This window comes from Myxococcales bacterium (assembly GCA_016703425.1).
In the GTDB taxonomy this organism is placed as follows: Bacteria; Myxococcota_A; Polyangia; order Polyangiales; family Polyangiaceae; genus JADJCA01.
In genome coordinates this window covers 51,293-65,528 of the sequence record JADJCA010000022.1, presented here as the reverse complement: position 1 = coordinate 65,528, position 14,236 = coordinate 51,293, and the positions used below count along the sequence as shown (strand labels likewise).

Here is a 14,236-nt window from a genome sequence, read left to right as displayed (position 1 = left end):
GAGGTCGATCCGGTTTAAGCGCTCCCGAGGCGAAGCTTGGCGTCGCGAATGCCCTTCGCGGCGTCGACGCCGTGAGGGCAGGCCTCGGTGCAGCGCGTGCAGCCGGTGCACAGGTCGCTCCAGCGCTCCGCCACCGGCAACGCGGCGTAGTGCTCTCGCGCGCGCACGGGCCAATGGTAGTCCCGGTCGTACATGGCGAACTGGAGCACGTGCGGAATGGCGACGCCGGCGGGGCAGGCGTCGGTGCACGAAGGCCGCTCATCGCCGCAGCCGCGGCAATAGTCGGGGCTGAGGGCCGCCGCGTATTGCTCCAAGAGCGGCGCGTCAGAGTCGTTCTGGCCGAACTCCTCTTGCACGGCGCTCGCCGCTTGGTCTTGGACATCGGCGTCAACGCCCGTGCCCGAGTGCACGACGCTCGTGACTTCGCGATGGGAGAGGACCCACCGCAAGTTGGCCTGGAAGACGGACCACCGACTCTGCTCGAAGCCCGGCGGAATGCGGCCCGCAAGCGGCTGCGACTTCATCACCACGACGCCGATGTTCTTCTCGCGAGCCTTGGCGAGGAGCGCCGGAATACCCGCCTCGGCGAAGTCGAGCACGTTCATCTTCACGAGGATCATGTCGAAGGCGTTCTTGTCGATGGCGTGTTGGAGGATCTTGCTCCGGTTGCCGTCGTGAGAGGTCGCGCCAAAGAAGCGGACCTTGCCGCTCTGCTTCGCCGCGTCCATCGCCGCGTAAAGCGCCTCGTTGTCCAGGCGATTGAAGCCGGTGTCGGGCCTGACGTGGCCGCCGCCAAGCCAGTGGACTTGCATGATGTCGATGCGATCGACGCCGAGCCGCTGCAGGCTCTTGTCGAGCGACCGGAGCATCTCGTCTTTGGTCGAGGCGGCGCCGGGATCCCACTTGGTCGCGATGAGCAGCTCGTCTCTCAGCGTTGCTCGCTCGGTCAGGGCTCGCGCGATGACGCGCTCGCTGTCGCCATAACAGACCGAGGTGTCGATGTAGTTCATGCCCTTGTCGACGGCGCGGAAGATGGGTGCCGTCCCCTCGAGGCCACCGGCGCCGATGCTCACGACGGAAACCTCGAGGCCGGTTCGGCCGAGCGTTCGGCGTTGCTTCACCCGGTCTTCGGTGCGGACCATCCCGGGTCGGTCGGAGATGACGGGCAGCGGCAGGTCCTTTCGGGCCCAGATGCGTCGGTAGTTGAGACCCACGGCGGTGGCCGCCGCGACCGAGACGCCTGCCGCCGACGCCAGGAGCAGCTTTCGTCGTCCAACGCCGCGCTTCTCTTTGTCATCGCTCATGGGCGTCGTTCTCCTGGTGCAGACGAGCGGTCGGCGCCGTCCGGCTCCGCTTCGCGCACGGCCTCGATGATGTCACGGCGCCAGGGCCGCGTGTCCCCCGTTGACGCGAGCGCGCGCGCGAACGACAAGGCTGCCCATGCGGTCGCTCACGTCTTCGCCTCGAACGCGCCTCTTTGCCGTCGGTCTGTCCCTCTGGGCGGCCGTCGCATGCGCCACCGCAGGCGACGAGCCCGAAGCCGCTACCGACGGCCCCGACGCGTCGACCGTGAGGCCGCCCGTGTCGGAGGCTGGCTCGGGGGGCGACGCCACCGCGTTCGAGGGCGGCTCGGTCTTTGACCAGGCAAGCCCGGTGCCCGATGCCGCCCTGCCCGATGGCACGGCGACGCCCGACGGAGGCGCGTGCGGGCCCATTGGGGTGGCGTGCGATCCCGAGGGGAGCTTCGCCTGCGGCTTGTTCGCCCAGTGCGATCTCGCCGGTGTCGTTCCCGTCGTGCTGCCGCCCGACGCAGACGCCGGCGATGCCTCGTCGGTCGACGCGTCCCCGGACGCGGCAGGCGACGCCGCTGGCGATGGCGGCGGCAGCCGCCGTCGACGCGTCCGACGCGGCGGCGACCGACGGCGCGGTGCCGGCCGGTGTCTGGGCGTTGCTTGCCCTTGCCCTTCAGCGCTGGCGATTGCAACGATGGCGTCAGCGCGTGCCCCGCCGGAGAGACATGCCTCTTGGAGGCACGCCGCTGCCTCACCGCCGCACAGGCGGCGTGCATCTGTCCGAGTCATCCTGGCGCTTGTTATCCCTGAGCGCAGCTCCGGCGCCCGTGCCGCGTGGCGGCTTCGAGTGACGGCGCACGCTCAGCGATTGAGCTCGCGCAGGCGCCTTCGGAGATCGTCAGGCAAAAACGGCTTGTCGATGCACGGGTTCGGCAACCCCTCGAGGAACGCCTGGGTGCCCGGGGTGTTCATGCCCCCGGTGACGAAGACGACGCGCAGGGCCATGGCCGGCGCGATGCGCTGAAGCTCATCGTAGAAGGCGATGCCGCTCATGCCGGGGAGCATGACGTCGCACAACAAGATATCGAAGCGCTCGCCGGAGACGATGCGCCTTAGCGCCGCTTCTGCGGACGTCTCGACGACAACGTCGTATTCGTGCCGCAGGAGCCGCTGCAGCGTCGAGGCGAGCGGCACGTCGTCATCCATGACGAGCAGGCGCGGCTTTTCGCCTGCCGGCGACACGCGGGGCAGCGCCCGAGTCGTCGCCGAAGGCGGGGCCGGAGCCGGGGCCACGCGAATCGTGGCTCGCGACGCCGGCGGTTGCGTGAGCGACATGCGTCCCTCTGGTGCGGCGCACGGCGGCAGTTGGACGATGGCGATGGTCCCAGCCTTGGGGGCGCTCTCGAGGTCGAGGCGTCCGCCGAGGGCACGGATGATCGCGTGCGAGATCGGGAGCCCCAAGCCGGCGGCCGTGGCGATGGGCTTGGTCGTGAAGAACGGCTCGAAGACGCGCCCCAGCGTGCTCTCGTGGATGCCGGGCCCGTTGTCCGACACCTCGACGAGTGCTCCGCCCTTGGTCGTGGCCCGAACCGACACGCGGACCTCGCCATCGGGCCGCTCATTGGCGGCGTCGACGGCGTTGGCCACGAGGTTCAAGAGCGCCTGCGACAGGCGCGCCTGATCGGCGCTGACGAAGACAGGGCTCTCGGCGAAGTCACGGACCAGCTTCGTGGTCGCGGTGCGCCGTCCGTCGGCGACGTTGAGGACAGCGTCGACGACGTCGCGCGCGTCGAGAGTGCGGCGCAGATCTTCGTCGCCGCGGGAGAACGAGCGGAGCGAGCGGAGTGCCTGAAAGATGCGGTCCCCCGAGCTGGTCGCCTGCGCGAGCGCGTTTGCCTTCGCGGCGGACGCGTCCGCGTCGGCCTCCTCGCTCGCGAGGACATCGAGGCTCGCCAAGAGGAGCGCTACCGGTGCGGCGAGCTCCTGCGCGAGGCCCGTCGCGACGGCGCCGATGGAACGGAGCCGGTCGGCGATGATGGCCTGGGTGTCGAGCTTCGGCTTGTCGCGCACCACGAGCAGCGCGGCGGCGGCGCCGCCGAACGATACGCCCATGGCGTAGGTCTGCGTCGTGAGCGTGGTGCCATCACGGAGAACGAACCTGAGGTCGTGGACCGCCGAGACGGTGCCGAGCTGCGCGATGCGCGTGAGCTCTTCGCCCTCGCGTGCCGAATCGTCGGGGTGAACAAACTCAGCAAAACGTCGCCGCTGCACAGCGGCCTCCGTTGGCAAACCGAGGAGCTGGAACGCGGCCGGGTTCGAGTGAAGGATGCGGCCGTCCTGAATGACGAGCACGCCATCGGGCTGCCGCATGGCCAGGGCCAAGACGCCCTCCTCGAGGGCCATGGTGGCGCGACGGTGGTGCGAGATGTCTCGCGTCATGCACACGACGAGCTGATCGCGCCCCGAGTTGGGCGCCGCTTGCGTCAGCGTCTCGACCCACGTGGTCTCGCCGCTCGGGAGCCTTAGGCGATAGGTGACCTGCCCCAGCGCTTCGCCTTCGACGGCGAGCGCCTCGGCGACGCGAGGCCAATCGTCGTGGTGAACCAGCTCGCGAAGGGGCCGGCCTTGAAATTGATCCTCAGGCCAACCGAACGCGCGCGTAACCGACGGCGCGACGAAGACGCACAAGCCGTCGCGCGTGTGGAGCGAGCCGATGTCGGAGCCGTGCTCCGCGACGAGCCGGAAGAACGTGATCCCCAGGGGGCCAGACATGCGTCGCGAGGCCGTCGGAGTCGCGACGTTCGCGCGCGGAGCCTCACCTGCATCTTTCGCTGTCATCGTCGTCCCCCTCTCTCCTCGAACACGGAGCTTTCACAGCCTTTCACCTCGTTGGCTGCCGCATCAACGGGGAACGGCCATTCGCTGCGCAATTCGTCGCGGCGCTCGCAACTCCCCGTATCGCCTCAGATCGCGGGGGCCCCTCGATCGGGGCCATCCGTTCCGGATGAGCGGACCCGCTCGATTCCGCCGAAATCGACCCGCGCCGCGGGCCCCTTCGCGGGCCCGATTTCGACGTCGTGAGGCAGTGAAACGCTCTAGTCTGCCGGCCCCGTGCGCGAAGTGCTCCGTGATCGAAACGTCAGGACCATCCTGGCCGCGACGCTTCTCCTGGGCGTTGGCTACGGAATCTCCATCGCGTTGACGGCCCTGCACCTCGACGCGCATCACTTCGGCAAAGAAGACATCGGCTCTCTGGCCGCATGGTTCGCAGGAGGCATCGTCGCCTTCTCGATCCCCGCGGGGCACATCGTTCGTCGCTTCTCGCCGAAGTGGACCCTCGTGGCCTCGCTCGCCGGCTACGCGACGGTCGTCACCTTGTTTCCACACCTGACGTCGTTTACGGCGATCGCAGCGGCTCGCGTGCTCGACGGCGTCTTCTCCGTGGGCGTTTGGGTCGGCTCCGAGACGGCGCTCCTCGCGCGCGCCGACGCGAAGCGCAAGGCGTTCGTGATGAGTCTTTATGCCGTGGCCATGGCCGTCGGGTACGTCGCCGGGCCTATCCTCGCGCGCGGCCTCGCGGCGGTGCTCCCGTGGACCTACGCGTTCGGGATCGCCGGCGCGTTGGCCCTCGCCGCCGCCCTCGTGTGCGCCGTCAGCCTCGAGCCGGGCCTCGTGCACGGCGATGACGAGAGCGCGACGCAAACGGCCTCGACGCCCATGGTGCCGGCCTTGGCGCTCCTCCGCCGCATCCGCGCTTCCTGCTTCGCCACCTTCGCGTACGGCTACTTTCAGGCGTCGACGGTGCTGTTTCTGCCGCTCTTCCTCATTGAGGACAAGGGCATCGCGCGCGACCGAACGATCCTCGTGCCCGCGTTCTTCGCCGCCGGGATGCTCCTTTGCACGAACGTCGCCGGTCGCATCGGGGACGCCTTCGGGCACCTTCTCTCGATGCGTGTGCTCGGCACCATCGGCGGCATGACGGTGCTCGCCTTCGTCTTCCTCGACGCGTACTCGGCCATGGCGACGGCGATCTTCATCGCCGGCGCGACGTTGGCGTGCATCTCGCCTCTCAGCCTGGCGCTTCAAGGGTTGGTCCTCGAACCGCGCGAGCTCAGTCGAGCCAACGGCATCTACAACGCGTTCTACGCGGCGGGCATGCTGCTGGGGCCGCGCATTTCGAGCTACATCTTCGCGGCCAATGGCGGCAAGGCGATGCTGTTTCACATCTCCGCGCTCTGGGGCCTCTTCGTCATCTTCTCGATCGCCTGGCGCGCCGACGACCCGCGTCATCACGGGGCGCGCGAGCGCGTCTCCGCTGAGGGCTCGCAGGCCTGAGGTCGCTCGTTCTCGTTCTCGCAGGCGTGCATCCGCCGAGAGACGAACGTTCGGGGCGACGCTTGGGAGTTTCTCCGGCGAGACATTTTGGTCTGCAGGGGATCCTCCGGCCCACGCGAGCGCGAGCGGCGCCACCCGGTTGGTGCTGAAAAAAGGTGGGCATTCCGCGCACGCGCTCGCCGGATCGATCGGGCCCGGCCAAGCGATCCACCTGGCCGGTGCCTTGCACCCAGGAACTGCGGAGGGCTAACACGTGAGAAAATTCAACCTCGATGACCTGGAGTCCGTGAGCGGAGGTATTGCGCTGAGGACACTCCAAGGCCAGCTCGGGGGAGCACCCGAGGTCGGCGTCGCCCAGCCCCCGGGCATGACCGATCCCTTCGGCACCGGTGCTCCGCTCGGCAACGCACCGATTTTCGTCGACCCCAACGGCGGCGCAGCCCCCGGGTTTCCTGGCGTGCAGCAGCAGGGCGCGTTCGGCGGCTTTCAGCCCGTCGCGACGCCGCCCGGGCTCTACACGCAGCCGCAAGCACAGCCGGCGCCGCAGCAGCAGGGAGGCAACGACTTCTTGGCAGCGCTGCCGACGATCCTGAACACGTTCACGTCGCTCATTGGCGCTCTCAATGGGACGGCGCCGCGCGCGGCTGCGCCAGCCGCGACGCCGCGAGAACCGGCCGCACCGGCGCCTGCTGCGCCGGCGGGGCAGGATGAAGCCTCCATGGGGCCGCCGCAGGAAACGCCCGGCGGTGACGGCGCCATGGGCTGATCCGCGACGCCGTCGGACGCCGGGAGTTGGGGGAGCCCGGCGCTGCGCGCTGCGCGCTCGCGGTGACGGGGGCGCGCGCGATCAGGCGAGCTTCTCCCTAGCATTTCCCTGCACACCCGCTGCGGAGATACACTCGGGTCACCGCCTTGGTCACCCAGGTCCCCTCGTCGCTAGACCCCGCGAGCGCATCGGCGCGCATCGGGAGCGTCGTCGCCGGCAAATACCGACTCGAGCGGCTCCTCGGTACCGGCGGCATGGGAGCCGTGTACGAGGCGGTTCACACAGGCGTTCAACGGCGCTTCGCGGTCAAGGTGATGACCGCCGATCCGGCGCGCAGCCCCGACGCGGTGCGGCGCTTCACGCAGGAGGCGCAAGCGGCCGGGCTCATCGGCCACCCGCACATCGTCGAGGTCTTCGACCTGGGGCAGAGCGACGACGGCACGCTCTACATGGTGATGGAGCTGTTGCGCGGCGAGACCCTTCACGCCGCCATGCGCGGTGGGCCGCTGGCGGAAGCCGACGCCGTCGCCATCGCGCTCGAATTGCTTCGGGCCCTCGGTGCGGCGCACCGCGCCGGCATCGTGCATCGCGACATCAAGCCGCAGAACTTGTTTCTCGTCGAGCGCGCCGAGGGCGGAAAGTCGCTCAAGGTCCTCGACTTCGGAATCGCCAAATTTCACGAGGTGGCCGAGTCGGCGGTCACGCGCTCCGGCTCCATCGTGGGCACGCCGCTCTACATGGCGCCCGAGCAGGTCCTCTCGGATCGCGACATCGACGGCCGCGCCGATGTGTGGGCCGCCGGCGCGACGCTCTTTGAGATGCTCACGGGGCGGCCCGTGCACCTCGCGCCCCACGCGGCGGCGGCCGCCGTGCGCATCGTGACCGAACCGGCGGCGCGGGTTCGTACCCTGCGCCCGCAGGTGAACGAGGCGCTCGACGAAGTCGTCGCTCGGGCGCTCACGATTGAACGTGACGACCGCTACGCGTCGGCGGAGCTCATGATCGAAGCCCTCGAGGCGGTCCGCGATGCGCTGCCGACGAGCTTGGAGCCGCCGATGGTTCAGTCCACGCCGTCGCGCGGCAGTCGGCCGACCGATCCCTCGCGCGGCACGAAGCCGACGCCGGTACCCGCCGAGTCGCGCTCGCCGTCCGCGCCGACATCACCATCGCCGTCGGGCTCCGCGCCGTCGCGGTCGTCGGCGAAGAGTGGCCTCGTTCTCTTCGGCGCGCTCGCGCTCGTCGGGGGCGCCGCGGCGGGGACACTCTTGCTTCCGGTTCCGGCCGTGCCGCTCCCGGCGCCGTCCGTGTCCGCTTCGATGGCATCGCCTCCGCGCACGCGCGAGGTGGCCGACCCGCCGACCCCTCCCGTGTTGCGGACGGCGCAGACGGCCTCGCGTTCTACGGAAGCGGCGCCGGAAGCGACGACGGAAGCGGCGATGCCCGAGGTTGCCTCCGCAAAGCCGCTGGCGCCGGCGTCGGCGCGTTCGACCCCGAAGCGCGTCGACCCAAAGGCCTCGCCGTCGAGCGCCGCGAGCGCGCCTCCCGTCAATTCCTGCGGCCCGCGCGAGGTCCTCTCGAACGGGCATTGCTGCCCTCTCGGGATGGTCTGGCAGGACGGGCACTGCGATCGGCCGCTCGCCAAGACCTTCTGAGTCGTCGCGGGGGTTCTGATAGCCTCGGCCGGTGCGGCGGACACCCTGGCTCGTCGGCGGTGTGGCCGCCCTCGCGATGGCCCTCGCGAGCGGCTCGGCTCGCGCCGACGTCGACACAGCGCGACAGCTCTTCGCGGAGGGCGTGAAGCGCTACCAGAAGGGCGACTACGAAGGCGCCATCCGCCTCTACGCCGAAGCCGACCGGGCCCATCACTCGGCCGTCATCGACTACAACTTGGGGCTCGCGCAAGAGCGCTTGGCGCGGCTCCAAGCCTCCGTCGATGCCTTCGAGCGCTACCTCGCGGAGGCCGGCGAGGACGGCGAGTTCGCCCAGGCGGCGGCGTTGGCGGTCGCGCAGATCAAAGCGCGGGCGGGACGGCTTCAAGTGACGAGCGAGCCGAGCGGTGCGCGCGTCTTCTTGAACGGCATGCAAGCGCGCGAACGAACGCCGACGGTGATCCTGGTCCCCGCGGGCCATCACCTCGTGGTGGTCGAGGGCGCCTCGTATCGGCAGAGCGCGGACGTCGACGTCGACGCGGCGCAAACCAAGCGCGTCGACTTCGCGCGACCCGCCGAGCTTGGGCGCGGCGAGGGCAACCGCGGAGGCGGGGCAGCTGTCGGGGCTGGTGTCGGGGCCGGTGTCGGAGCGGGCGGTGCGCCGCTCGGCCCGGCGGAGCTGACGGGCTTCGTTTGGGGCGCCTCCTTTCAAGCCGTGCCGTATGCGTTCTTTGCGCGCAACCAGCCCAACGAGACGGGCGCCTCAGGCATCTTCGTTGGGCTCTCGGCGGAAGCCGGCTACGCGTTCACCAGCCGAGCTGTCATTGCGCTCCGGGCCTACGGCAGCATTGGCTCCGAGTGTCGACGCGTCTTCGAGTCACACATCGCTTCCGTGGGGCCAGGCATCGCCATCCGCGCGACCGACTCGCTTTGGGTTGGCGCGGGGCTCTACGGCGGCAACGGCAGCACGTGCCGCGTCGGCCAAAACGACTTCAGCACGGACATCGTCTTCAGCCCCGTCTTCGACATCTCGTATGCCGTGACGAGTCGACACTACGGCCAGTGGCTCGTGTCGGCGGGCCTCGGCTACTACTTCGCCACGCCGTCGAACGACAACCGCCTCGTCTACGCGCCCATCGGCTTCGGCCCGCGATTCTTTTAGCTGACGCTCGAGCGGCCGATGGCGTGGCCGACGAAGAACGGGCCCATCTGGCCGATGAACTCGGAGGTCTGCCGCGTCTTGCGCATCGCCTGGACGAGGTGGCTCAGCGGATAGAGCTCTTTGCCGACGAGGCCGATGACGAACTCGTTGTCCTTGGCGTCGAGCCCGTGGCAAGCGAGGCGCACGTCGTGGGCGAGCTCTTGTTGACCGTAGGCCATGCCGATCTGCGCGTGCTCACGCAAGATCGTTGCCTGCTCGTGGTGATCGAGCTTCGCGAACGCGCCGGTGCGCCGGAGCGGATACCAAACGTGCCATGGGTACGCTTCGTTCATCACGTTCTCGATGGGGCGCTTGGTGAGCCAAAAGTCGAGATCCGGCTCGTGGCCCGTCGAGTAGGTGCGTCCGATCATGGCCCAGTCGTTTCGCAGCGCGGCGTCGCGGAGCGACCCGGTGTCGAAGAGCGGCCGCACCTCGCGGACAAATCGCGCCGGATCCTCGCCGAAGGTGAGGAGACCAAAGCCGCGCGGGCTCATGGCGTCGGCGTAGACCACGCCAGGGAGCTTTCGCTCCGTCATGGTCCGCACGAGCTCCGCGCCGGTCTCTGCCTGCGACTTGCCCGGCGGCACGTCGAAGACGACGAGCTGCATGAAGAGGCGCCGGTTCATGGACTGGCGCTCGCCGTCCTTCTTGCCGCCGTACTCGTTGATGTCGATGTGAGGGAGGCCGGGTCCCTTGCCGTCGGTCGGTGCGCTCATGGCGGCGGAGCATACCACCGGCGCGAGCGCCTTTCGTTCGAACGATGCGCCTCGTCCCGCCGAGCGCGACGGCCGTTGCTGGACCGGCGCGCTACTTCTTCGCGGCCGCGAGGTCGGCTTGCTTCACCGACGCAAGCGCCAGCTTCAAGAGCGGCTCGACGAGCTTCTTGTCGCCGCGCATCCAGTCGACGACGATCTTGCAGTCGCTGTCGTCGTCGAAGGCCGTGGCTGAGTAGAAGGCGCCGGCGTCTTTCTCGCCCATGACGCCGCCGCGACCGAGGGTGACCGCGACGGGCTTCTTGAGCGCCTTCTTAAGCTCGTCGATCTGCTTGTCAGCGGACGCCTTCTCGTAGGGCGCGTTGCAGGTGTAGGAGACGGCGACGCCTTCGAACGGCTTGTCGGGCTTCACCATGGAACAGGTCGGCCCGCACTCGGGGCACGTGGCCTGCTGGGTGAGCTTGTAGTTGAGCAAGCCGGCCGCGTTGCGCGGCGTCTCGGGAAGCAGGGCGTCGCACTTCAAGCGCTCCGCGAGAGACTTGGCGGCGGCCGGTGCGGCGCTCGCCGACGCGGTCACCGTGGCGCTCGGGGTCGCCGGCTTGGGCGCCGCGCTCGCTGCGGCACTCGCGGTCGCGCTGGCGGCAGGCTTGTCGGTCGCGGCTTTCTTGTCGTCGCACGCAACGAGGGCCAGGGCTCCGAGGCACAAACACGCCATGGATAAACACGAACGAACGCGCATGTCCGCGTCATATCACAATCTTTTGAGGGCCAACGACTTTGTCTCGGTCCGCGCTATGCTCAAGCGCTGATGCGTTCGGCCAGGCCCATGGCGCTCGCCATCTCCTTCGCGGCGCTGACGCCCGGTCACGTGAAGGAGGCGTCGGCGCAGGTGCTCGCGATCGCGAGGCCCGCCACGCCGTCGGTCACCGTTGCGGCGCCGGCGCTCGGAGCGACGGCGGAGCCGGTCGCGTCGCCGGTCGCCCCGGCGAGGCCTCCGACGACGGCCGGGGCGCTGCCGCCGCTCCTCGTGCGCAACATCAACACCGGCGCCGAGGCCCTCGTCGGCCTCTACTCACCGAGCGGGGCCCTCGACGACGCGGGCGTCGACGCGTTCCGTCGGACCGCCGGCTACGGCGAGCCCGCGCCGCTGGCGGCACGCGTCGTTCAGATCGTCGCGAAGGCGGCCTACGAGCTCGGCGTTCGGCAGATCACGCTCGTCTCGACGATCCGCCCGAAAGATCGCCGCGGCCGCGGCGGCTATCACACGACCGGCGAGGCCATCGACTTCCAGCTCGTGGGCGTCCCGGCGCGCACGTTGGCGTCGTACCTTCGCAAGCTGCCGCGCGTCGGTGTCGGCATCTACACGCATCCCAAGACGCAATACGTTCATGTCGACGTGCGCGATCAGAGTTACCACTGGCTCGACGCGTCACCGCCGGGCAAGACGTGGAAAGAGGCGCAGCTCAAAGACGCGGGCCGCGATGCCCGCGATGCCGCCTACCGCGCGGCGGACGATCTCCCCGTGCCGCCGGCGACCCCCGTTGAGACCCGCGCTCAAGCGCGCCGGTGACCGTGCGCGTGGGCGAGCTTCGTCGTGTCGACGAGGAGAGACACGACGAGGGAAAATAGGAGGCGCCCCGTGTCGTGATCGGCTGCGAAGCTCGGGGCCGCAGCGATGAGGGCGCGGGCGGCGCCGTCGTGGATGACCTTCTTGGCCATGTCGACGGACTCGATCCACGAAGACTCGCGGTGCCCGGCGCCTTCATCGAGGCGACGAATGACCGCGAGGTATTCGTCGATGCGCGGGCGCAAGAGTGGCACCGGGAGCGAGATCGTCTCGACGACGAAGCCGTCGTCGTCGAGGAACTCGAAGTGCACGTCGTCGGTCGCCACGGTCACGAGGCCGTATCGCCCTTGGAGTCGGGACGCGAAGTCGCCGTCTTCGAGGAGGTCGTCGATGACGGTGCGCCATTCGGCCCGGCGCGCCGCGTTGGCCGCGCTCCAAGCGGCCTCGTCGATCCGCAAGTCTCTCATCGCGCGATCCTCTCCACGTTCAAGCCGACGCCCCGTCGCAGCGTCATCTGCGGGCCGTCGCCATCGTAGCCGCCGACGAAGGCCTCTTCCGCCAAGAGCATTTGCGTGTCGAGGTCGATCCACGTGACGGTCCCGAGCGACGCGGCCACGTGCAGCATCGCCGACAGGCCGAGGCGCGTCTCCACCATGGCGCCGGTCATCACGTGGAGCCCCGCGGCTTGCGCACGGCGCCCGACGTCGCGCGCGGCGACCAAGCCGCCGAGCTTGGCGAGCTTCAGGTTCGCGCCGCGGGCGCAGCGCGAAGCCAGGATGCGCGTCAGATCGTCGTCGCTCCGGAGCGACTCGTCGGCCACGACGGGGAAGGGGACCTCGCGCTGCAGGCGCGCCATGTCGTCCTCGGCGCCGCGGGCGCAAGGCTGCTCGAAACACTCGAGCGTGAGGTGCGCCGTCGCCTTCACGAGCGCCTGCGCCTCCGCGAGCGCGTAGCCGCCGTTGGCGTCGATGCGAAAGCGCGCATCGGGCACGCTCGAGGCGATGGCCTCGAGGGCTCGGACGTCGTCGTCGAGGGCGCGGCCGACCTTGACCTTGAAGGACGAAAAGCCCGCTTCCCGGTACCGGCGCGCGAGCTTGGCCATGTGCTGCGCCTCGCCGATGGGCAAGGTGATGTCGGTCACGAACGCGAGCGTGGGCGCTTCCGAGGTTAGAGCTGAAGTGGCCGCCGAAGTCGCGCCGGCCCCGAGCAGCTCAAAGGTCGCCACCCCGAGGTGCCTCGCCCACGCGTCGAGGACCGCGGCCTCCACGCCGCCCCGGAGCTCCGGCGAGGGGACGCGAGCCTTGAGGTCCGCCGCGAGCGCCTCGACGGTCGAGAGGAGAAGCGGACAGCACGCCTCCGCGGCCGCTCGGCCAAACTGCAGCAGCTCCGGTTGGTCGCATTCGGTCACGGGCGGCAGCGCCGCCGCCTCGCCGATGCCGACGTGAACCTTTCCGTCGTGGTGAACGTGCGCTTCGACGAGGACCGAGCGCGTCTCGTGCATGGTCCCCGTCGCGATGGCGAACGGTTCGAGCAAGGGCACGGAGAGCGGGAGGACGGAGAGGCGGACGAGCTCCACGGCCGAACTCTAGAGCGACTTTCGAGCGACACGATCGCCGAATTCGTCGTCTTCCGGGCCCATCGGATAGATTCGCAAGTGTGAAAATTGCCTTTGCGCAGCCGATCGTCGCCGCCCTGGTGTTCCTGGGAACGACGCTCTCGATGGCGGCGTGTGGAGGCTGCGAACAGCGTGACGCGGGCCGCGGCGACGCATCGTCGACCGTCGTCACGCCGGCACCCTCGTCGCCGAAGGCTATCGCGGATGCAGCGCCCGAGGCCGCGCCCGTCGACGCCGCGGCCCTCGACGCGGCGGCGCCCAAGCGCGCGCGCGCGCCCGGCTGCGAGCGGCGTGATGCACCACGCGAGTTCCACGGCACCGTGTCGCGGCCCGAAGGCGAACAGCGCTACGAAGCGCGCTTGCCAATGAACCGGTACGACGCGCCAGCACAGATCCTCTTTACGGTCCACCCCTTCGGCTCGTCGACGAACGAGTTTTTGCGTCACACGCATCTCGCCGAGGTGTTCGGTACGAAAAACTGGGTGACGGTGGCGCCCGAGGGCGTTCGCAAGAGCTTCAACGGGGGCGACTGTTGTGGTGAAGCGGCGAAGAGCAAACTCGACGACGTTGGGCTCCTCTTGGCCATCGCCGATGACCTTCGCGAGCGTGCATGCATCGACGACGAACGCCTCTACGTGACCGGGTTCTCCAACGGTGGCTTTCTTGGGCAGGCGTTCGCCTGCGCCCATCCGGAGCGTGTCGGGGCGGTGGCCAGTGTGGGCGCCGTGCTTGGCGTGCACCCCTGCGAGCCCCGCGAGCCCGTGAGCGTCCTCCTTGTTAATGGCATCGGCGACGACGTGATCCCGCCCGACGGCGGCGGGCCCTTCCGGACGCGCCCCCTGTCGGAGACCGTTCGGACGTGGAGCCGCGTGAGCGGCTGCACCGAAGACGCGGGGGTGACGCGTTCACCCGTGAACGCCGTTTGCCGTCGCACGGCGTGCCAGATGGGCCGCGCCCTCGAGGTCTGCACGGTCCCCTACGCGCACGTCTGGATGGTCCGCAGCCATCCAGCCGGCGACCTCGCCTCGGCCCGCCAAACGGCCCGTGAGATGCTCGAATTCTTCGAAAGGTCGGGGGTCCCGCCCGTTAATTGATCCG

The 14,236-nt window shown here is 69.4% G+C and carries 12 protein-coding genes; 6 read left to right on the top strand and 6 right to left on the bottom strand.

Annotated elements, in window-relative coordinates; genetic code table 11:
- Positions 1–14: 14 nt before the first annotated feature.
- Both IPG50_31345 and IPG50_31340 read right to left on the bottom strand, forming a co-directional pair.
- Positions 15–1,304, bottom strand: coding sequence for an aldo/keto reductase (locus tag IPG50_31345; protein MBK6696651.1), 1,290 nt, complete (start codon positions 1,302–1,304; stop codon positions 15–17).
- Between the two features lie 849 nt (positions 1,305–2,153).
- Positions 2,154–4,064 carry a PAS domain S-box protein gene (locus IPG50_31340; GenBank protein MBK6696650.1) on the bottom strand — a complete coding sequence of 637 codons (1,911 nt, stop codon included), beginning with the start codon at positions 4,062–4,064 and terminating at the stop codon, positions 2,154–2,156.
- Positions 4,065–4,412: 348 nt separating this feature from the next.
- Between IPG50_31340 and IPG50_31335 the strand changes: the two genes are divergently transcribed.
- From IPG50_31335 to IPG50_31320, 4 genes are all read left to right on the top strand, one after another.
- Positions 4,413–5,627 (top strand): MFS transporter, encoded by a 1,215-nt coding sequence (locus IPG50_31335; GenBank protein MBK6696649.1) that lies wholly within the window; start codon positions 4,413–4,415, stop codon positions 5,625–5,627.
- Between the two features lie 253 nt (positions 5,628–5,880).
- On the top strand, positions 5,881–6,393 hold the full coding sequence (locus IPG50_31330) for a hypothetical protein (GenBank protein ID MBK6696648.1): 513 nt from the start codon (positions 5,881–5,883) through the stop codon (positions 6,391–6,393).
- Positions 6,394–6,539: 146 nt separating this feature from the next.
- Positions 6,540–8,045: a serine/threonine protein kinase gene (locus IPG50_31325; GenBank protein MBK6696647.1), complete on the top strand. Its 1,506-nt coding sequence runs from the start codon at positions 6,540–6,542 to the stop codon at positions 8,043–8,045.
- Between the two features lie 31 nt (positions 8,046–8,076).
- Positions 8,077–9,204: a PEGA domain-containing protein gene (locus IPG50_31320; GenBank protein MBK6696646.1), complete on the top strand. Its 1,128-nt coding sequence runs from the start codon at positions 8,077–8,079 to the stop codon at positions 9,202–9,204.
- On the opposite strand, the gene IPG50_31315 is transcribed toward IPG50_31320, so the two are convergent.
- Both IPG50_31315 and IPG50_31310 read right to left on the bottom strand, forming a co-directional pair.
- Positions 9,201–9,959, bottom strand: a complete 759-nt coding sequence (locus IPG50_31315) for a chlorite dismutase family protein (protein MBK6696645.1) — start codon at positions 9,957–9,959, stop codon at positions 9,201–9,203. The two genes, IPG50_31320 and IPG50_31315, sit on opposite strands and share 4 nt — an antisense overlap.
- 91 nt (positions 9,960–10,050) lie before the next feature.
- A complete protein-coding gene (locus IPG50_31310; GenBank protein ID MBK6696644.1) occupies positions 10,051–10,695 on the bottom strand; it encodes a hypothetical protein in 645 nt (214 codons plus the stop codon).
- Between the two features lie 69 nt (positions 10,696–10,764).
- On the opposite strand from IPG50_31310, the gene IPG50_31305 reads away from it, so the two are divergent.
- On the top strand, positions 10,765–11,526 hold the full coding sequence (locus tag IPG50_31305; protein MBK6696643.1) for a DUF882 domain-containing protein: 762 nt from the start codon (positions 10,765–10,767) through the stop codon (positions 11,524–11,526).
- Here the strand turns inward: IPG50_31305 and IPG50_31300 are convergent.
- Together IPG50_31300 and IPG50_31295 are read right to left on the bottom strand one after the other, a co-directional pair.
- Positions 11,511–11,990 (bottom strand): UPF0262 family protein, encoded by a 480-nt coding sequence (locus tag IPG50_31300; protein ID MBK6696642.1) that lies wholly within the window; start codon positions 11,988–11,990, stop codon positions 11,511–11,513. The two genes, IPG50_31305 and IPG50_31300, sit on opposite strands and share 16 nt — an antisense overlap.
- Positions 11,987–13,099 carry a hypothetical protein gene (locus IPG50_31295; protein MBK6696641.1) on the bottom strand — a complete coding sequence of 371 codons (1,113 nt, stop codon included), beginning with the start codon at positions 13,097–13,099 and terminating at the stop codon, positions 11,987–11,989. The genes IPG50_31300 and IPG50_31295 overlap by 4 nt, the downstream gene beginning before the upstream one ends.
- A gap of 80 nt (positions 13,100–13,179) precedes the next feature.
- Here IPG50_31295 and IPG50_31290 point away from each other — a divergent pair, with 80 nt between their 5' ends.
- The gene (locus IPG50_31290) at positions 13,180–14,232 is read left to right on the top strand and encodes an alpha/beta fold hydrolase (GenBank protein ID MBK6696640.1); all 1,053 of its coding nucleotides are present in this window, start codon (positions 13,180–13,182) and stop codon (positions 14,230–14,232) included.
- Positions 14,233–14,236 lie beyond the last annotated feature (4 nt).